At 73.9% G+C, this 19,176-nt stretch carries 16 protein-coding genes; 9 read left to right on the top strand and 7 right to left on the bottom strand.

Going from position 1 to position 19,176, the window contains the following annotated elements; translation table 11 throughout:
* The first annotated feature begins 20 nt into the window (after positions 1-20).
* Both OHA81_RS28270 and OHA81_RS28265 read left to right on the top strand, forming a co-directional pair.
* Positions 21-1,511 carry an MFS transporter gene (locus OHA81_RS28270; protein WP_329202580.1) on the top strand — a complete coding sequence of 497 codons (1,491 nt, stop codon included), beginning with the start codon at positions 21-23 and terminating at the stop codon, positions 1,509-1,511.
* Positions 1,512-1,526: 15 nt separating this feature from the next.
* A complete protein-coding gene (locus OHA81_RS28265) occupies positions 1,527-2,177 on the top strand; it encodes a DUF6629 family protein (protein ID WP_329200503.1) in 651 nt (216 codons plus the stop codon).
* Here OHA81_RS28265 and OHA81_RS28260 read toward each other — a convergent pair.
* From OHA81_RS28260 to OHA81_RS28250, 3 genes are all read right to left on the bottom strand, one after another.
* Positions 2,141-2,305, bottom strand: a complete 165-nt coding sequence (locus OHA81_RS28260; RefSeq protein WP_329200502.1) for a DUF6126 family protein — start codon at positions 2,303-2,305, stop codon at positions 2,141-2,143. The genes OHA81_RS28265 and OHA81_RS28260 overlap by 37 nt on opposite strands.
* 16 nt (positions 2,306-2,321) lie before the next feature.
* A complete protein-coding gene (locus tag OHA81_RS28255) occupies positions 2,322-2,981 on the bottom strand; it encodes a helix-turn-helix domain-containing protein (protein ID WP_329200500.1) in 660 nt (219 codons plus the stop codon).
* 62 nt (positions 2,982-3,043) lie between these two features.
* Entirely contained in the window at positions 3,044-4,621 is a 1,578-nt protein-coding gene (locus OHA81_RS28250; protein WP_329200498.1) for an ATP-dependent DNA ligase, read from the bottom strand.
* A gap of 181 nt (positions 4,622-4,802) precedes the next feature.
* Between OHA81_RS28250 and OHA81_RS28245 the strand changes: the two genes are divergently transcribed.
* Positions 4,803-7,538 carry an alpha/beta fold hydrolase gene (locus OHA81_RS28245; protein ID WP_329200496.1) on the top strand — a complete coding sequence of 912 codons (2,736 nt, stop codon included), beginning with the start codon at positions 4,803-4,805 and terminating at the stop codon, positions 7,536-7,538.
* Positions 7,535-8,404: an ABC transporter permease gene (locus tag OHA81_RS28240; protein WP_329200494.1), complete on the top strand. Its 870-nt coding sequence runs from the start codon at positions 7,535-7,537 to the stop codon at positions 8,402-8,404. Before OHA81_RS28245 ends, OHA81_RS28240 begins: the two co-directional genes overlap by 4 nt.
* An 87-nt stretch (positions 8,405-8,491) precedes the next feature.
* Here the strand turns inward: OHA81_RS28240 and OHA81_RS28235 are convergent, their stop codons facing one another.
* A complete protein-coding gene (locus OHA81_RS28235) occupies positions 8,492-9,427 on the bottom strand; it encodes an aldo/keto reductase (protein WP_329200493.1) in 936 nt (311 codons plus the stop codon).
* A gap of 108 nt (positions 9,428-9,535) precedes the next feature.
* On the opposite strand from OHA81_RS28235, the gene OHA81_RS28230 reads away from it, so the two are divergent.
* The gene (locus tag OHA81_RS28230) at positions 9,536-10,036 is read left to right on the top strand and encodes a hypothetical protein (protein WP_329200491.1); all 501 of its coding nucleotides are present in this window, start codon (positions 9,536-9,538) and stop codon (positions 10,034-10,036) included.
* Between the two features lie 8 nt (positions 10,037-10,044).
* Here the strand turns inward: OHA81_RS28230 and galK are convergent, their stop codons facing one another.
* Genes galK through OHA81_RS28215 form a run of 3 tightly spaced genes read right to left on the bottom strand, consistent with a single transcriptional unit; the run spans position 10,045 to position 14,133 of the window.
* Entirely contained in the window at positions 10,045-11,202 is a 1,158-nt protein-coding gene (gene galK / locus OHA81_RS28225) for a galactokinase (RefSeq protein WP_329200489.1), read from the bottom strand.
* Positions 11,199-12,263, bottom strand: coding sequence for a galactose-1-phosphate uridylyltransferase (gene galT, locus OHA81_RS28220; protein WP_329200487.1), 1,065 nt, complete (start codon positions 12,261-12,263; stop codon positions 11,199-11,201). Before galT ends, galK begins: the two co-directional genes overlap by 4 nt.
* Before the next feature lie 16 nt (positions 12,264-12,279).
* The gene (locus OHA81_RS28215; protein ID WP_329200485.1) at positions 12,280-14,133 is read right to left on the bottom strand and encodes a glycoside hydrolase family 35 protein; all 1,854 of its coding nucleotides are present in this window, start codon (positions 14,131-14,133) and stop codon (positions 12,280-12,282) included.
* A gap of 191 nt (positions 14,134-14,324) precedes the next feature.
* Here OHA81_RS28215 and OHA81_RS28210 point away from each other — a divergent pair, with 191 nt between their 5' ends.
* From OHA81_RS28210 to OHA81_RS28195, 4 genes are all read left to right on the top strand, one after another.
* The gene (locus OHA81_RS28210) at positions 14,325-15,413 is read left to right on the top strand and encodes a substrate-binding domain-containing protein (protein ID WP_329200484.1); all 1,089 of its coding nucleotides are present in this window, start codon (positions 14,325-14,327) and stop codon (positions 15,411-15,413) included.
* A gap of 187 nt (positions 15,414-15,600) precedes the next feature.
* The gene (locus tag OHA81_RS28205) at positions 15,601-16,959 is read left to right on the top strand and encodes an ABC transporter substrate-binding protein (protein ID WP_329200482.1); all 1,359 of its coding nucleotides are present in this window, start codon (positions 15,601-15,603) and stop codon (positions 16,957-16,959) included.
* Between the two features lie 422 nt (positions 16,960-17,381).
* Positions 17,382-18,230, top strand: a complete 849-nt coding sequence (locus tag OHA81_RS28200) for a carbohydrate ABC transporter permease (protein ID WP_329200480.1) — start codon at positions 17,382-17,384, stop codon at positions 18,228-18,230.
* Complete coding sequence (locus OHA81_RS28195; protein ID WP_443056703.1) at positions 18,227-19,126, top strand: carbohydrate ABC transporter permease; 900 nt, start codon at positions 18,227-18,229, stop codon at positions 19,124-19,126. Before OHA81_RS28200 ends, OHA81_RS28195 begins: the two co-directional genes overlap by 4 nt.
* Positions 19,127-19,176 lie beyond the last annotated feature (50 nt).

Genomic DNA, 19,176 nt, shown 5'->3' with positions numbered 1-19,176 from the left:
CGCCGCCCGTCGAGGGTGGGGTGCCCGATGTGCCGTTGGCCTCGGCACGGGGGCGTTGGATCCTGCTCACCACCGTGCTCGGGTCGAGCATGGCGCTGCTGGACTCGACGGTGGTCAACGTCGCGCTGCCGAGCATCGGAAAGGACCTCGGCGCCGACCTCTCGGTGCTCCAGTGGACGGTGAACGCCTACCTGCTGACCCTGGCCGGGCTGATCCTGGTCGGCGGGGCGCTCGGGGACCGATTCGGGCGGCGGCGGGTCTTCGTGCTGGGCGTCGTGTGGTTCGCCGCCGGTTCCCTGCTGTGCGGGATCGCACCGAACGCCGGTGTGCTGATCGGAGCCCGCGCCCTCCAGGGCATCGGCGGGGCGCTGCTGACACCCGGCTCCCTCGCGTTGATCCAGGGTTCGATCCGGGGCGGCGACCGGGCTCGGGCGGTCGGTCTGTGGTCCGGGCTGGGCGGTGTCGGCGCGGCCGTGGGGCCGTTCCTCGGCGGGTGGCTGGTCGACGGGCCCGGCTGGCGCTGGGTGTTCCTGCTGAACGTGCCGCTGGCCGCGCTGTGCGTGCCGGTGGCGCTGAGACACGTACCGGAGTCACGGGATCCGCAGGCGCACGGGAGGTTCGACGTGGCGGGAGCCGTGATCGGGGCCGCCGCGCTCGGCCTGCTCACCTACGCGTTGATCGAGGCCCGGTCCGGTACCGCGCTGGTGGTCGCCACGGCGGTGGGCGGCCTGCTGCTGGGAGTCCTGTTCGTCTGCGTCGAGCGGCGGAGGCAGTACCCGATGGTGCCGCCGTCGATCTTCGCCTCCCGCCAGTTCACGGCCGTCAACCTCGTCACCCTGTGCGTGTACGCGGCCTTCGGCGGCTTCTTCTTCCTCGTGGTGCTCCAGCTCCAGGTCGTCTGCGGGTACTCGGCGATGGCCGCCGGGGCCGCGCTGCTGCCGACCACGGCGCTGATGCTGCTGCTCTCGGCCCGCGCGGGGGCCCTCGGGGAGCGGATCGGGCCGCGGCTCCCGCTGACCGTGGGCCCGCTGCTGTGCGCGGGCGGGATGCTGCTGATGCTGCGCGTCGGACCGGGCGCCTCGTACCCGTGGGACGTGCTGCCCGCGCTGGTCGTGATGGGGATGGGGATGGTGACGCTGGTGGCTCCGCTGACCGCGACGGTGCTGGCTTCGGTGGATCCCGGCCGGGCCGGCCTGGCCAGCGGCATCAACAACGCCGCCGCGCGGGCCGCCGGGCTGCTCGCGGTGGCCGCGCTGCCGCTGCTCGCGGGAATGGGCCCCGACTCCTACCTCTCCGCGACGCGTTTCGACGCGGCCTTCGGGCGGGCCATGGCCTGGTGCGCGGGGGTGCTCGTGGTGGGAGCGGTGCTGGCGTGGACGACCGTGCGCAACCCCGTTCCGACGGCGTGCCACCCGCTGTGCCGCACGTGCTGCGGGGTGGCCTCGCCACCGCTGGAACCGCCGCGGACGGCGGAGGCGCCCCGCGAACCTCCGCGCGCGGCCAAGGGGTGAGGCCCTCGCACCGCGATGTGCTGGAGCGCGACGGCCGACCTGACGGCGGGCACCGTCATCACCGCCGTGGGGGCGGCCTGCGTGCTGCGCGTGCGGCGGGCGCGCGATCTGCCCGTCGCCGCCCTGCCGCTGCTGCTCGGCGTCCACCAGCTGCTGGAGGCGGCCGTCTGGGACTCCGGCGGGGGCTGCGGCACGGCCGCCACCGCGTGGGCCGCGATCGCCCTGCCGGTGCTGCCGGCGTGGGTGTCGCTGGGGGTGCTGCTGGCGTCCGGGCCGGGGGCGCCGCGACGGCTGTGGTGGCCGGTGGCCGCCGGCCTCGCCACGGCCGGCGTCCTCGCGTACTGCCTCGCCACCGGCCCCGTGTCGGCGGGCATCCGCGGCCGCACCATCGGCTACGGCGTCGACGTGCCGTACCCGGCGCCGGTCCTCGCCGGCTATCTGTTCGCCACGCTGGGTGCCCTGCTGCTCGGCGGTGACCGCCGGCTGCGGCTGCTCGGGGCGGTCCTGGCCGCCGGCGCGGTGGTCTGTGCGGGGCTGTGGCGGCTGGAGTTCGCCTCCACCTGGTGCGCGTTCGCGGCGGTGGCGTCGGTGCTGGTGCTCGGCTGGGTGCGGCGCCGGCCACCGCGCCGTCACTGGTTGCGGGCCCCGAGGACGAAGAGCATGTAGACGAAGCCGGCGAAGAGGTGGCCCACGAAGAGGTAGGCGACGAGCCGGATGACCAGCCCGCGCGGGAACTTGGACTCGATGCGCTTGAGGACGCCCACGGGCTGCTCGGGCGACGGGGTGGGGGGCATGGGTGCGGCTCCTCGGTCAGCGGGGGTTGACGGGGTTCGTGGCCGCCCCGCCGAGGCACAGCCCGGCGAGGCTGCTCTGCAGCAGGGTGTGGACGAACAGGATGTCCGTCCCGGCAGCGCTCGCCGCACCGATCCGGTGCGGGGTGAGCGAGTCGAAGTGCGCGCTGTCGCCCGGCTCCAGCAGGTACTCGGCCTCCCCCAGGTGCAGCCGCAGCGTGCCGGTGAGCACGTACAGCCACTCCTCGCCGGGGTGGACGCGGACCAGCTCGCCCTGCCCGCGGCCGGCCGGGACGTGCACGCGCAGCGCCTGCATGCCGCGGCCGGAGCCGCCGGCCTGCCAGTACGTCCAGCCGTCCGACTCGCGGGCCCCGGGTCCGCCCGCCCTTACGATGGGATCGGCTACGGCCGGGGTCTCGCCGAGCAGCTCGGAGACGGTCGTGCCGTAGGTGCGGGCGAGGCCGAGGAGCAGGGGCAAGGACGGCTGGCGCCGCCCGGTCTCCAGGCGGGACAGGTGTGCGGGCGAGAGCCGGGCCCGGGCGGCGGCGGCTTCCAGCGTCAGTCCGGCGCGGCGGCGCAACTCGCGCAGCTGCGGCGCGACGGCGGGCAGCGCCTCGCCTTCGGCGGGTTCGTCGGCGTCGGCGTGGGTCTCGAAGCCGGGGGCGGGACCGGTGGTCATGTTCCGATTGAGCCAGAGATTTGCCTGTCTGACAATTCCTCTTGCCTCTGAGGCAAAGAGCCTCAGTCCGTGCGGTCGTCGGTCGTGCGGTCCTCGGTCGTGCGGTCCTCGGTCGTGCGGTCGCGGAGCACCGTCTCGACCGTGTCCGCCTCCTGCGCGTTCTTGTCCGGGCGGTACCGCAGCACCCGGGCGAAGCGGAGCGCGACCCCGGCCGGGTAGCGCGGGGAACGCTGCAAGCCGTCGTAGGCGATCTCCACCACGAGCTCCGGACGTACCCACACGGTGTAACCCTCTTCGCGCACCGCGAGTTCCCGCAGCCGTTCGGTCTGCCAGCGCAGCATCTCGTCGGTGAGGCCCTTGAAGGTCTTGCCGAGCATCGCGAAGCTTCCGTCCGCGGCCCGTGCGCCCAGGTGCAGGTTGGACAGCAGGCCGGTGCGCCGCCCGTGGCCCCACTCGGCGGCCAGCACGACGAGGTCCAGGGTGTGCACCGGTTTCACCTTGAGCCACTGCTTGCCGCGCCGGCCGGCGGCGTAGGGAGAGTCGAGGCCCTTGACCACCACGCCCTCGTGCCCCCGGCGCAGCGCTTCGGCCGCGAACGCCTCGGCGTCGGCCGACTGCTCCGCCGGGTCCTCGACGGCCAGTCGGCGCACCCGGGAGGTCTCGGGCACCAGCTCCGCGAGCACCGCGTACCGCTCGCGGACCGGCAGGTCGAGCAGGATGTCGTCCCCGGCGGCCAGGACGTCGAAGAAGTAGGCGCTGACGGGCAGGGTCTGGCGGGCGGCCGCCACGTCCAGCCGGGACCCGACCCGGCTCGCGATCTCCTGGAAGGGCACCGGGCGGCCGTCGGCGCCCTCCCCGATGACCTCGCCGTCGAGGATGAACCGGTCGCCGGGCAAGGTGAGGGCGAGGGCGGCCACCTCGGGGAGCCGGCCCGTGATCTCGTCGAGGGAGCGGGTGTAGACGCGTACGTCCTCTCCCGTGCGGTGGACTTGTACCCGGATGCCGTCCAGCTTCTCCTCCACGGCGCAGGGCCCGAGCGCGGCCACCGCGTCGGCCACTGAGGGGGCGGTGCCCGCGAGCATCGGCTGGACGGGCCGGCCGACGCGCAGCGTGACCGCCCGCAGGGCTTCGGCGCCTTCGGCGAGGACGGCGGCCCCGACCCGGGGCAGCGAGCCGTCCAGCATCACGGCCCGGCGCAGTGCGGCGGCGGGCACCCCCGCGGCGGCGGCCACCCCTTCCAGCGCGACGGCGTCCAGGGCGCCCTGGCGCACCTCTCCGGACAGCAGGCTCCGCAGGAACCGCTGTTCGGGGCCGGTGGCGGCGCCGAACAGGCCGTCCAGGAGGCGGCGCCGCTCGGCCTGCGAGCCGGCACCGGAGACGGCGGCGAGGCGGGTGACGGCAGCGTCGACGGCGCCCACGGTCAGGGTGGGCCGCTCGGCGGGCGCGACCTCCCGGCCGAGCGCGCTCCAGCCGATTCCGGGGCGGCCCTGCGGCAGCCGTCCGGCGAGGTACGCGATGACAAGCGCCGCCTCCCCGGGCGGCGTGGCGGCGAACAGCTCCGCGAGCAGGGCGGTCTTGCGGGAGCGGGCGGAGGTCTCGGCGACCTCCCGGGACACGCGAGCGACCTCGGCCAGCAGCATGCGGACCATAGTGCCGCCGTCGGGCGCCCCGCGCAGGTCGGGGCGCGGGTCGCGGCGAGGGGGCCCGGGCGACGCGTACCGCGAGTGCGGTATCCAGGGCCGCCGGTGTAGTCCTCGAGGACGTCCCGGGCTCAGCCTGAGGGCTCCTCGGCGCACGCGGCCGGACCCGTAGGGTTCCCGTATGAAGCTCCGACTCCCCCGGCGCCGCCGGGACCGTCTCCTCGCCGGCGCCGCCGCGGTCGCCGTCCTGGCGGCGACCGGCACCGTCACGGCCGTGGCCTCCGCCGACGGCCCGGCGGTGCACCGCATGGACCGGGTGGTGCAGATGCCCGGTGCCGGGATCGACCTCTCGTACTTCACCGCCGGCGAGGGGGAAGGGGGCACGGGGAAACGTCCCGCCGTCCTCCTCGGCCACGGCTTCGGCGGCAGCAAGGACGACGTCCGCGCGCAGGCGGAGCGGCTGGCCCGCGACGGGTACGCCGTCCTCACCTGGTCGGCGCGCGGTTTCGGCCACTCGGGCGGCCGGATCGGGCTGAACGACCCCGACCACGAGGTCAAGGACGTCTCCCGGCTCATCGACTGGCTCGCCCTGCGCCCCGAGGTGCGCCTCGACGCGGCCGGCGATCCGCGCGTGGGGGTCGCCGGGGCCTCCTACGGCGGTGCGGCGGCGCTCCTGGCCGCCGGGTACGACCGCCGTGTGGACGCGATCGCCCCGCAGATCACGTACTGGAACCTCGCCGACTCCCTCTTCCCGAACGGCGTGTTCAAGAAGCTGTGGGCCGGTGTCTTCTTCACCACCGGTTCGGCGCAGGGCCTGACGCCGGGTCAGCCGGCCGCCGGGCCCCGAGCCGCCTCCGCCACCGGATCCGCGGCCGCCTCCGCGGCCGGTTGTGGACGGTTCCAGCCGGAGCTCTGCGCGATGTACGAGCGGGTCGCGGTGTCCGGGAAGCCCGACGACGAGGCCCGTGCGCTGCTGGAGCGGCGCAGCCCGTCCGCCGTCGGCGGCGCGATCAAGGTGCCGGCCCTGATCGTGCAGGGCCAGGACGACTCCCTCTTCCCGCTGGACCAGGCCGATGCCATGGCCAGGGCCATCTCCGCGAACGGTGCTCCGGTGGCGGTGGACTGGGCGGCCGGCGGCCATGACGGGGGGATGCGCGAGGCGGTCCGGGTCGAGGCTCGGGTGACCGCCTGGTTCGACCGGTACCTCAAGGGCGACGAGGGCGCGGCCACCGGTCCCGTGTTCCGGGTCTCGCGCTCCGGCGGACTGGACTCGACCGACGGCGCCGTGCGGCTGCGGGGGGCGAGCGGCGACGAGTACCCCGGCCTGTCCTCCGGCCCGCGCGGGTTCGCCCTCGTCGGCCGGGAGCAGAGTTTCGTCAACCCGGCCGGTGCGAGCCCGCCGTCGCTGTCCTCGCTGCCCGGCATCGGCGGACAGCTCGCCGCCTTCGGAGCGGGGCTGTCGCTCGACTTCCCCGGGCAGAACGCCCGGTTCGAGTCGGAGCCGCTGGGCGAGGGCGTACGGATCACCGGCACCCCGACCGTCAAGGTGAGGGTGGGGTCGACGGCCGCGGACGGTTCGGCGGTGCTGTTCGGCAAGGTGTACGACGTCGGGCCCGACGGGCGGCAGGCGGTGCTGCCGGGTCAGTTGGCGGCGCCGGTACGGGTGACTGACGCGGGGCGGGGCCGGAGCGTGGAGCTGCGGCTTCCGGCCGTCGACCACGCCGTCGAGGCCGGGCACCGGCTGCGACTGGTGGTGGCGGCCACTGACTTGGGCTACGCCTCCCCCGCCGAGCCGGCCACGTACACCGTGGCCGTGGAGGGGCCGTTGACGGTGCCCGTCGCCGACGGGGTGCGGACGGCGCCCGGCGGACTGCCCGCCTGGACCTGGGGGCTGCCGCTCGCGGCGGTGGCACTGGCCGCGGGGATCTTGGGGATCCGGAGGACCGGTGGGGGTCGCGGCGGGACCCGGCCGGGCGCACCGCAGCCCGAACCCGCGCGGGCCGACGTACCCCTGGAGATCACCGGGCTGACGAAGCGCTACGCGAAGGCGCGCGACCGCTACGCCGTAAAGGACCTGTCGTTCCGGGTGGAGAAGGGCCAGGTGCTCGGTCTGCTCGGGCCCAACGGCGCCGGGAAGACCACCACCTTGCGGATGCTGATGGGGCTGATCACCCCGGACGCCGGGGAGATCCGGGTGTTCGGGCACGCGGTGCGGGCCGGGGCCCCGGTGCTGTCGCGGGTCGGGGCCTTCGTGGAGGGCGCCGGTTTCCTGCCGCACCTGACGGGCCGGGCCAACCTGGAGCTGTACTGGCAGGCCACCGGCCGGCCCGCCGAGGACGCGCACATGGCGGAGGCGCTGGAGATCGCCGGGCTCGGCGACGCCCTGGAGCGCGCGGTGCGCACGTACTCGCAGGGCATGCGGCAGCGGCTCGCGATCGCGCAGGCCATGCTCGGGATGCCGGACCTGCTGATCCTGGACGAGCCGACGAACGGCCTGGACCCTCCGCAGATCCGGGAGATGCGGGACGTGATGATCCGGTACGCGGCCGGCGGGCGGACCGTGATCGTCTCCAGCCACCTGCTGGCGGAGGTCGAGCAGTCGTGCACGCACCTGGTGGTCATGGACCGCGGGCGGCTCGTGCGGGCCGGTGAGGTCGCGGAGATCACCGGTGGCGGGGACACCCTGCTGGTGGCCCTGGCCGGGCCGGTGGACGAGGGCGTGGTCGAGAAGGTGGCGGCGCTGGAGGGAGTGGGTTCCGTGGTGGCCGCAGATGCGGGGCTGCTCGTACGGCTCGACGGTGCGAGCGCCGCCGGGCTGATCGCCGAACTCGTCCGGCTGGAGGTCCCGGTGTCCGCGGTGGGCCCGCACCGGAGGCTGGAAGACGCGTTCTTGACGCTGATCGGAGGTGCGGCGTGACGGCTGTGGTGGAGACGGCCCCGGGGTACCGGCCCGGGCGGACGCTCCCGCTGCGCGTGGAGGCGCTGCGGCAGTGGCGCAGGCGGCGGACGCTGGTGATGGGCGGGGTGCTGGCGGCGCTGCCCTTCATCATGATCATCGCGTTCGCGGTGGGCGGAGGTCAGGACGGCGGCGGCCGGGGCGGCGCGGAGGGGCGGGTCACGCTCATCGACACCGCCACCGCCTCGGGCGCCAACTTCGCGGCGACCTGCCTCTTCGTGTCGGCGGGGTTCCTGCTGGTGGTGCCGGTGGCCCTGTTCTGCGGGGACGCGGTGGCGTCGGAGGCGAGCTGGTCCTCGCTGCGCTACCTGCTGGCCTCGCCGGTGCCGAGGGCGCGGCTGCTGTGGAGCAAGCTCGTGGTCGCGCTGGGGTTCAGTCTGGCGGCGATGGTGCTGCTGCCGGTAGTGGCGCTGGCGGCGGGCACGGCCGCGTACGGGTGGGGCCCGCTCAGGCTGCCCACCGGCGGTGCGCTGGACGCCGGTGACGCCGTGCCGCGCCTGGCGCTGGTCGTCGTGTTCGTCTTCGTGTCGCAGCTGGTGACGGCGGGGCTGGCGTTCTGGCTGTCGACGCGGACCGACGCGCCGCTCGGCGCGGTGGGCGGTGCGGTCGGGCTGACGATCGTCGGGAACGTGCTGGACGCGGTGACCGCGCTCGGCTCCTGGCGGGAGTTCCTGCCCGCGCACTGGCAGTTCGCGTGGGCGGACGCGCTCCAGCCGCAGCTGGAGTGGGGCGGGATGATCAAGGGTGCCGCGGTGTCGGTGTCGTACGCGGTGGTGCTGTTCGCGCTCGCGTTCCGGGGGTTCGCCCGGAAGGACATCGTGTCCTGAGGGCGGCCGGGGCCGTACGCACGTGAAGGAAGCCGTCGAGGACCGCAGGGGGTCGTCGACGGCTTCCGTACGGGGCGGCCGGCCCGCTCAGGCGACGGCGTCGATCTCCGCGAGCAGCTCCGCTTCCAGCGGGCGGTCGGCGACTGCCGCGTTCGCGCGGACCTGTTCGGCGGAGGTGGCGCCGGCGATGACGGAGGAGCAGGCCGGCTGGGCGGACAGCCAGCCGATGGCGAGTTCGAGAACGGTGCGGTCGTACTTCTCGGCGATCGCGGCGAGGGCCTCGACGGTGTCGAGCCGCTCCTCGGTGAGGTACGCGTCGCGCCCTTCGAGGCGGGAGCCGGCCGGGACGGGCGCGCCCCGGCGGATCTTGCCGGTGAGCAGGCCGTTGGCGAGGGGGAAGTAGGGCAGGACGCCGACTCCGTAGTGCAGCGCGGCCGGGACGAGCTCCGCTTCGGCCGAGCGCTGGAGCAGCGACCATTCGTTCTGAGCTGATACGAAGGGGGTCGCGCCGGTCTCGCGGGCGGTGTGGGCCGCTTCGGCGAGCTGCCAACCGCTGAGGTTGGAGTGGCCGATGTAGCGGACCTTCCCCTCGGTGACGAGTTCGCCGAGGGCGCCGAGGGTCTCGGCGACGGGAACGGCCGGGTCGGGGCTGTGCAGCTGGTACAGGTCGATGTGGTCGGTCTCCAGGCGGCGCAGGGACTCCTCGACGGCGCGCCGGATGTACGCACGGCCGCCACGGGCCCCTGCGGCGGGCCCGTACCCCATGTCGACGCCGTCGTACCCGAACTTGGTGGCGAGGACGACCTGGTCGCGTCGTCCCTTGAGCGCCTGCCCGAGGTGGCGTTCGGAGCCGCCGGCCCCGCCGTAGATGTCGGCGGTGTCGAACAGGGTGACGCCCGCGTCGAGTGCGGCGTCCACGACGGCCCGGGTGGCCTGCGCGTCGAGGCGTCCACCGAAGTTGTTGCAGCCGAGGCCGACGGCGGAGACCAGGAGCCCTGAATTGCCCAGGGGGAGATAGCGCATACGGGTTCTTCCTCCACACTCGTCGGACAGGTTCTGGATCAAATCGGCAGTCTACGCAGCCCCCTTCGCCGCAAGGCCGGCAACGCAAGGGTGCGCCACACTGATGACATGTCGAACCTCTTCCACTGGGCGGAGGGCCGCTGCCTGGACCTGAACAACAACGCGACCGCCGTCTTCGTCGACGTACTGGTCCTGGCGGTGTCCACGCTCGCCCGGGAACCCTGCCACTTCCGCTTCGCCGCCCTGTTGACGCTGCAGGACCAGAACGTGATGGGGCGGGGCGTGGTCGGCTTCCGCCTCGGCGACCTCGACTGGGGCGGGACGCCCGCGGAGCGGGCGGCGGCCAAGGGGTTCGTGCTCGACGTCGTCGACCTCGCGCTCGGCCGCCACCGGTGGGAGGAGCTGTCCTACGAGCCCGCGCGGGCGGAAGGGTACCTGAGGGAGTTCCGTTCCATGGTCGGGGACTTCGACCCCGAGACCGCCGGATCCCGGGCACGCGAGGTGATGCCCGACGCACCCGGGGCGGCGTGTGCCTCCTGCGTCCGCCACCGGGTGCTGGACGCGCTGCCGTGGTGGGAGGGGTGCGTCTTCTGCACCGAGGGGCGTTGAGGCCGTCCCTACGCGACGCGGGCCGCGCCCGCCGAGGGGGTGGCCGCGGTGATGCGGGGCGGGGCGTGGCCGGCGCGGGCGAACGCGTCCGTCACGGCCCGGACCACCGCCGGTTCGGCTTCCGCGTCGATCAGGGCCAGGGCGGAGCCGCCGAAGCCCCCTCCCGTCATCCGGGCCCCGTACGCGCCCGCCGCGTTGGCGGTGGCCACGGCGAGGTCGAGCTCCGGGCAGGACACCTCGTAGTCGTCGCGCAGGGAGACGTGGCCCTCGGTGAGCAGGGGTCCCGTCTCGCGCAGCCGTCCGGCGTCGAGCAGCGCACCGACCCGCAGCACGCGTGCGTTCTCGGTGACGACGTGCCGGACCCGCCGGCGTGCGACCGGATCGTCGAGCCGGGTCAGTGCCGGGTCCAGGTCCTCGTACGCGAGGTCGCGCAGCGCCGGCAGGCCCAGGCGGGCGGCCGCCCCGTGGCAGGAGGCGAGGCGTTCGGCGTAGGCGCCGTCGGCCAGGTCGTGCTTGACGCGGGTGTCGATGACCAAGAGGCTCAGGCCCGCGGAGGCGCAGTCGAAGGGGATGGCGTGGTGTGCGGGGCCTCGGGTGTCCAGGCGCAGGACGTGGCCCTCGGTGGCGCAGGCGGAGGCCGTCTGGTCCATGATCCCGCAGGGCACGCCCACGTACGCGTTCTCGGCGCGGCGGGCCAGGGCGGCCAGTTCGGGGCGGGTGGGCGTGAGCCCGTACAGCTCGGTGAGGGCCAGGGCGGTCGCCACCTCCAGGGCGGCGGAGGAGGACAGTCCTGCTCCGGTCGGCACGTCGGAGCGTACGTGGAGGTCCGCGCCGCCGACCGGGAGCCCCGCCTCGCGCAGCGCCCAGGCCACCCCGGCCGGGTACGCGGCCCAGCCGTCGGCTCCCCGCGGCCGGTGTGCCGGGTCGAGGGCGGCGAGGTCGAGGGTGACCACCCCGGAGCCGGTCGCGGCGGAGTGGAGCCTCAGCAGGCCGTCGGAGCGCGGGGCGGCGGCCACTTCGGTGCGTTGCGGGAGGGCGAAGGGCAGGGCGAAGCCGTCGTTGTAGTCGGTGTGTTCGCCGATCAGGTTGACCCGGCCGGGGGCCGCCCACACCCCGTACGGCCGGTGTCCGTACAGGTCGCGGAACGCGCGCGCCGTCTCGTTCACGGGCTCGCCACCTCGCGCAGGCGCGCGGCCGCGTCCTCGGGCCGGATGTCGTTCATGAAGGCCTCCATGCCGGATTCGGTTCCGGCGAGGTACTTGAGCTTGTCGGCCGCGCGACGGACGGTGAACAGCTCCAGGTGCAGCGCGAAGTCGTCGCGGTCGCGGCCCTCGCCCGTGGGTGCCTGGTGCCAGGCGGAGATGTACGGGGTCGGCTCCGGGCGCTCGAAGAGACGGTCGAAGCGGCGCAGCAGTTCCAGGTACAGGCGGGGGAACTCGGCGCGCGCCTCCTGGCCCAGGGCGGGCAGGTCGGGGACGCGGCGGCGCGGGTAGAGGTGCACTTCGTAGGGCCAGCGGGCCGCGTAGGGGACGAAGGCGGTCCAGTGCTCGCCTTCGAGGACGACGCGGCTGCCGTCGGCCCGCTCGTGGGCGAGTACCTCCTCGAAGAGGTTGCCCCCGGTGCGCTCGCGGTGGGCGGCGACGGTGGCGAGCATGCGGGTGGTGCGGGGGGTGACGTAGGAGAAGGCGTAGATCTGGCCGTGGGGGTGGGCGAGGGTCACGCCCGTCTCGGCGCCCCGGTTCTCGAAGCAGTAGACCTGCCGGACCCCTTCCCTGGCGGAGAGTTCGGCGGTGCGGTCGGTCCAGGCGGCCAGGACCAGTGCGGCGCGCTCCTCGTCCAGTTCGGCGAAGGAGGTCCCGTGGTCGGGGGTGAAGCAGATGACCTCGCAGCGTCCGGTGTCTCCGGCGAGGGAGGGGTAGCGGTTCTCGAAGACGGCCACCTCGTAGTCGGGTGCGGGGACCTCGCTCGTCCGTCCGGGTGTGGAGGGGCAGAGCGGGCAGGCGTCGGCGGGCGGCAGGTGGGTGCGGCCCTGGCGGTGGGAGGCGATGACGACGGCGTCGCCGAGGAGCGGGTCGCGGCGGACCTCGGAGGTGGTGACGAGGGCGGAGGGGTCGAGGGCGCGGGTGTCGGGGAAGGCGCGGGTGGCGCCGTCGGTTTCGGGGTCGGTCTGCGCGTCGTAGTAGAGGATCTCGCGGCCGTCGGCGAGCCGGGCGCCGGTGCGCTTCACGTACGGGCCTTCTCTTTCACTGGAGGGTGACGACCGTGGGGCGGCCGAGGTCGGGCTGGTCGCGCAGGGGCAGTTCGGCGCCGGGGCGTTCCAGTTCGAGGACGACGAGTTCGTTCTCGCCGGTCCGCCACAGGGGCGCGGGGGCGTACAGGGTGCGCTGCGGGCCGCGCGGGGTGTCGTAGTGGCCGAGCAGGAAGCCGTTCAGCCACAGCAGGCCGGTGCCCCAGCCGCCGACGTCGACGAAGCCGTCCGCGGGGGCGGTGGGGAGGGTGTGGGTGAAACGGTGGAACGCGGGGTGGCCCTGCTCGGGGTGTTCGGGTGACCACCGCAGGCCGGTGAGGTCGGTGAGCGGCAGGGGCCGTACCTCCCACTCGAACAGGTGCTGGTGGCCGTGGCGGACGCCGCGCCAGATGCCCTTGCGGTCGTCCAGGAGCGGGCCGTAGTTGACGCGGCCCTGGGCGCGGACGAGCACGTCGAGGACGACTCCGCCTTCGTCGACGGGGAGGTCGATGCCGTCGTCGGGGGCGTTGCGGTCGAGGACGCCGAGGAGGTGGCCGTCGGCGAAGAGGTAGGCGCGGTCGCCGAGGCCGTCGATCCGTACGGGCATGGCGGGGCGGGGGCCGGTGATGGTGGTGCGGTAGTGGATCAGGCCGTGGTCCTGGCCGAGTTTCTCCATGGGCTCGGGCGCGGGGCGCGCGACGGGGGCGCCGCCGAGGAGGGGGAGGTGGGCCAGGAGCGGCGCGGCGCCGGCGGGGGTGGCGAGGGCGGGGGTGATGCGGGGCGGGAGTCCGGGCAGGGGGCCGTCGGGCAGCGGTAGGTACTTGCCGATGACCTCGCGGAAGGCGTGGAACTTGGGGGTGAGTTCGCCCGCCTCACCGATCGGCGCGTCGTAGTCGTAGCTGGTGGTGGTGGGCTGGTAGCCGGGGTCGCCGGGGCGTGAGCCGGTGTGGTTGGCGCCGGCCCAGAAGCCGAAGTTGGTGCCGCCGTGGGCCATGTAGAGGTTGACGGAGGCGCCGGTGGCGAGCAGTTCGCCGAGGGACCGCGCGGCTTCGTCGGCGGAGCGGACGTGGTGCTGCTCGCCCCAGTGGTCGAACCAGCCGATCCAGAACTCCATGGCGGCGAGCGGGCCGGTGGGCTGGTAGCGGCGCAGGTGGGCGAGGCGCTGGGCCGGTTCGGCCCCGAAGGTGGCCGTGGCGAGCCGGCCGGGGAGCATGCCGCCTTGCAGCATGGCGTCTTCGGGGCCGTCGGCGGTGAACAGCAGGCAGTCGACGCCGCGTGCGGTGAGGGCCTGCTCGACGTGGGCGCGGTAGCGGGCGTCGTTGCCGTACGAGCCGTACTCGTTCTCGATCTGTACGGCGACGACCGGGCCGCCGCGGCCGGCGAGCAACGGCAGCAGCTCGGGGACGACGCAGTCGAACCAGCCGTCGACCTCGGCCTGGAAGCGGGGGTCGGAGCAGCGCAGGTGCAGGCCGTCGAGGGCGAGGAGGCGGGCGGGCAGGCCGCCGAAGTCCCATTCGGCGCAGATGTAGGGGCCGGGGCGGACGATGGCGTCGAGGCCGAGGCCGGCGGCGAGGGTCAGGAACCGGGCGAGGTCGCGGGGGCCGGTGAAGTCGGCTTTGCCGGGGGCGGTCTCGTGGAAGTTCCAGGGGACGTAGGTGTCCACGGTGTTGACGCCGAGGGCGCGGAGCCGGGTGAGCCGGTCCTCCCACAGGTCGGGGTGGACACGGAAGTAGTGCAGGGCCCCGGAGACGATGCGGTGGGGGCGGCCGCCACGCCGGAATCCGTCCGGGTCGTAGGTGAGGTCGCGCGCGGATCCGTCCTGGTCGTGGGTTCGTGTGCGCGGGGATCCGTCCTGGTCGTGCGTGAGCATGCGCGGGGCTCCCGGGAGGGGTTCGAGATGCTGGCGTGCGGGGCGGGTCTGTGCCGAATATATGAACGCGCCGCCCACGCCGTCAATGACCGGTTGAACGCCTTCGATCGAATCGATCGTTTCGGTTCTCTATGATGGGCGGGGACCGGCCGCGGGTGCACTGCGGACGACCGCGACCGCAGGGGGAAGCCTTGAGACCACATGTCGACCAGCGCCAGGCGCAGGTGCTCGCGCTCGTCCGGGAGCGGGGCAGCGTGCGCGTCGCGGACCTGGCCCGGGAGCTCGGCATCTCGCCGGTGACGCTGCGGCGGGACATCGAGGCGATGGCGGCCCGGGGCGAGATCCACCGGATGCACGGGGTGATCAGCCGGGTGGAGCGGCGGCCGCCCGAAGCGGCGAGCGCCAAGGCGTCCGAGCGGCCCGGCACGCGGGCCGGTCTGGTGATCGGGATGGTGGTGCCGACCACCGAGTACTACTACGCCGACGTGGTGCGGGGAGCCCGGGAGGTGGTCGAGGCGCGGGGTGCGCGGCTGACGGTCGGGCTGACCCGGTACCTGCCGGGCGAGGACCGTACGCAGGCGGACCGGCTCCTGTCGACCGGGGCCGACGGGCTGCTGCTGACGCCGAACTGGGAGGCGGGTGCGCCCGGCCCCGGGGAGGGCGCCTGGACGGCCGGGCTCCCGGTGCCGACGGTGCTGGTGGAGAGGTGGGCGCCGGCCGGGCACCCGGCGGCCGCGCTGGACCGGGTGGGGTCGGACCACGCGCACGGGGCGGCGCTCGCGGTGCAGCACCTGGTGGAGCGGGGGCACCGGCGGATCGCGCTGGCCAGCCAGGAGACGCCGACGACCGGGCGGCTGCGGTCGGGGTACGAGGCGGCGGTGGCGGCGCTCGGCCTGGAGCCGGCTCCGCCGTGGCCGGCCGGCGGTTCCGCGGAACCGCTGACGGTGGCGCAACGGTTCGCCCGGACGCTGGACTACCTGTGCGAGGCGGTGACGGTGGGCGGGGTCAGCGCCGCCCTGATCCACAGCGACACGGACGCCATCATGCTGATCCCCCGGCTCCAGGCGCGCGGCGTGCGGGTGCCGGAGGACCTGGCGGTGATCACGTACGACGACGAGGTGGCCGGGCTGGCCGACGTACCGCTCACGGCGGTGGCGCCGGCGAAGCGGGAGGTCGGCGCGCGGGCGGCGGGGCTGTTGCTGGACCGGCTGGGGGGCGCGGGACAGGGCGGGGCGGGCCAGCACCTGGAACTGCTGCCGCGGCTGACGGTTCGTTCGTGAAACGACGCCGACGCCGGCTCGCTCGCGGCCCTGGTTGAAGTGATTGTTTTGATCGAGTTGCGCATTCGCTCTTGACGGTGTGTGGGTTCGCGCAAAAGATGGGCGCGTTCTCGCATCCGCCGCGCCTTCCCCCGCCGCAGCGGTCTCCCATCCGCCGTGTCCAGCGGTCGTCCGTAGGAGCCGAACCATGCCGCGCAGCTTCCGCCTCCGTTCCACGTCCCGCCCGTCGGGAACGCCGCGTTCGCCTTTCCCGGGCCGTGTCGCCCTCACCTCCTCGGCCGTCTCGGTGGTCCTGCTCGCCACGGCCTGCGGGGGCGGGCAGGCCTCGCCGGAGCCGGGTCCGGCGGGTACGGCGCACGGGCCCGTGGAGATCACGTACTGGTCCTCCTCGGCGGGCGCACAGCAGACCGCCGACGCCTTCAACAAGACGCACCCGGGCATCCAGGTCCGGTTCTCGGCGGTTCCGGGCGGCCCCGACGGGGCGGCGAAACTGGCGAACGCGGTGAAGGGCGGGAACGCGCCCGACGTCGCGACCATGGACTACTCCGCGCTCCCGGAGTTCGCGAGCGGCGGCAACCTGGAGGATCTGAGCGGGACGTCGGGCACGCTCGTCGCCGAGAAGTTCCCGGCGGCCGTGCAGTCCCTGGTGAAGCCGGGCGGCAGGACGTGGGCGGTGCCGTTCGACGTGACGCCGCTCGAACTCTTCTACCGCAAGGACATCTTCGAGAAGTACGGGGTGGCCGTACCGAAGACCTGGGACGAGTACAAGGCGGCAGCGGAGAAGATCCACCAGGCAGACCCCTCGGTGAGGATCACGAACATGGGCGGCGGTGATCCGGCGGTGCTGGCGGGGCTGTCGTGGCAGGCGGGCGCCAAGTGGTACGGGACGCAGGGCGACAAGTGGAAGGTGGCCATCGATGACCCGGCGTCCAGGAAGGTGGCCGAGTACTGGAACGGGCTGATGGCGTCCGGGGTCGCCTCGAAGACCCCGCTGTGGGGTGAGGGCGAGGCGAAGGAACGATCCTCCGGGCAGGTCGCGACGGTCGTCGGCGCCGCCTGGACGGCCGGGACCTTCCTGGTGAACTACCCGGACCTGAAGGGCAAGTGGGGGATCGCCCCGCTGCCGAGCTGGGACGGGAGAGCGGCGACCGGGATGTACGGCGGCACCTCGTACGTCGTGCCCAAGGGCAGCAAGCAGACGAAGGCGGCCGCCGAGTTCATCCGCTGGGTGACGACCGAACCGGAGGCGATCAGGGCCCGGCTCAGCTCGCTCAAGTCCCCTAGCAGCGCGTTGCCGGCCAACCCGGAGATGCGGGCGGAGGCTGCGAAGCTGTTCGACGCCTCGTACTTCGAGGGGCAGAACCCGTACGCCGTGGCGGGCGAGGCGGCGGCCACGATCGTGCCCGGCTGGAGCTGGGGGCCGGCGCAGCTCCAGGTGAACGCGGCTCAGGGCGCGGCCGGGCCGGACATGGTCAAAGCCCTGTCCGAGGGCCAGTCGGCCGCCGAGAAGGCCATCAGGGACCGCGGCCTCGGTCTGGCCGGCTGATGCCCGCCGACCGGCACACCCCCGCGCCCGACCATGAGACCCCGACACCCCGGGGGACGGGCCCCGCCGACGGCGCGAAGACCCCGGCGGCCCGGAGGACGGGCCCCGCCGACCACGCGAAGAACCCGGCGGCCCGACCGGGGCATCCCACCGACCGCATGGGGCTGCCGACCGACCGGGCAGAGGTTCCGGCGGGTTCAGGGGCGGCCGGTCGCGGCACGTCGGCGCACCTCGCGCGAGCCGGGACCCGGCGCGCCGGTCACGCGTTGGCCGCCCCTCAGGTCGGCGTCGCCGGCCAACGCCGCGGGCCGAGGATCAGGCCGTCCACCCTACCCGGCAGCGGCAGCGGTGCCGTAGCGCGGGCCGCCAGACTGACCGCACGTGCCCCGCGCCGCCGCGGGCCCGGCGTCGCCGGCCTCTTCATGGCCCCGTTCTTCCTCCTCTTCGCGCTCGTCACCGTCGCCCCCATCGGCTACGCCGCCTGGCTGAGCCTCTTCCACGACCAGCAGTCCGGGCTGGGATTCGGCGGCACCGAGCGCGTTTTCAGTGGCAGCGGGAACTACACCAAGGCGTTCGCCGATCCACTCTTCCTGGCCTCGTTCCGCCACATCGCCCTCTACTGCCTCCTCTACATCCCCGTCATGGTCGGCGGCGCCCTCGTCCTCGCCCTGTTGCTGGACTCCGCTCTCGCCCGCGCGAGGCGCTTCTTCCAGATCGCCTTCTACCTGCCGCACGCCGTGCCCGGTCTCATCTCGGCACTCATCTGGCTGTACCTCTACACACCCGGCCTCAGCCCCGTCCTCGACGCACTCGACGGGGCCGGCCTGTCCTGGAACTTCTTCGGCCGCGACGAGGCCCTGCTGTCGGTGGTCAACATCTCGGCCTGGCAGTGGATGGGCTACAACATGATCATTTTCTTCGCCGGGTTGCAGGCCATCCCCCGCGAGACCCTGGAAGCCGCCACCATGGACGGCGCCGGCGGCCTCCGCACCGCTTTCCAGGTCAAGGTGCCCAGCATCAAACCCACCGTGGTCCTGACCGTCCTGTTCACCTGCGTGGGCGCCGTCCAGCTCTTCGACGCCCCCCAGCTCCTCCAGCTCCGCGCCACCGGGATGGGCGAGTCGTGGTCCCCGACCATGTACGTGTTCAGTGCCGCTTTCAAACGCCACGACTACGGACTGGCGGCCGCGAGCGCACTGCTCCTCGCCCTGGCTGCCGGCGCCGCCTCCTACGTCGTGACCAAGCTCGGCAACCGCTGGAGGTCCGCATGACCACCGCCGTGACCCCCGGCCGCCGCCCGCACCCCCGTCCTCGGCTCCGCTCCAGCTCCCGCCCCCGCATCCTGTCCAGGACAGCCGTCAACGCCGCGCTCCTCCTCGTCGCCGCCTACACCCTGATGCCCCTCGCCTGGCTCGTGCTGGCCGCGACCAAGAACCGCCGGGACCTCTTCGCCACCGGCCCGTACTCCCCCGGCGGCTTCAACCTCCTCGCCAACCTCGGCGACGTCTTCACCTACGACAACGGCATCTTCGGGCGCTGGCTCGCCAACAGCCTCCTGTACACCGTGGCCGGCGCCGCCCTCTCCGCCCTGATCAGCGTTGCCTGCGGCTACGCCTTCCACGCCTACGAGTTCCGCCACAAGGAACGGCTCTTCGGCGTGGTCCTCGCGGGGGTGCTCGTACCGGCGACCGTCCTCCAGTTGCCCCTTTACCTCATGGCCTCGGCCGCCGGGGCCGTGAACACCTACTGGGCCTATCTCCTGCCCGCCCTCGTCAACCCCTTCGGCGTCTATCTGGCCCGCGTCTTCGCCGAGGGCTACGTCCCGCACGAAGTGCTGGCCGCCGCCCGCGTCGACGGGGCGGGTGAACTGCGGCTCTTCGCCCACGTGTCGCTGCCGATGCTGTGGCCGGGCTTTGTGACGATCTTCCTGTTCACCTTCACGGCCATCTGGAACAACTTCTACGGGGCCCTGACCATGCTGAACGACGAGCGGCTCTACCCCGTCAGTCTGGGCCTGTTCATGTGGAACCGCAGCGTCTACCAGCAGCCCGAGCTGTACCCGCTCGTCATCACCGGATCCCTCGTCTCCGTCCTCCCGCTCGTGCTCGCCTTCCTCGGACTCCAGCGTTTCTGGCGCTCGGGTCTCACCGCAGGAGCCGTCAAGTGACCCCTTCCTCCCCTTCCGGTACTCCGCGTCGACCGGCCACCGTCCTCGCC

Source organism: Streptomyces sp. NBC_00667 (assembly GCF_036226825.1).
Taxonomy (GTDB): domain Bacteria; phylum Actinomycetota; class Actinomycetes; order Streptomycetales; family Streptomycetaceae; genus Streptomyces.
The sequence above is the reverse complement of the archived record's forward strand: the minus strand, read 5'-3'. Positions and strand labels throughout refer to the sequence as shown.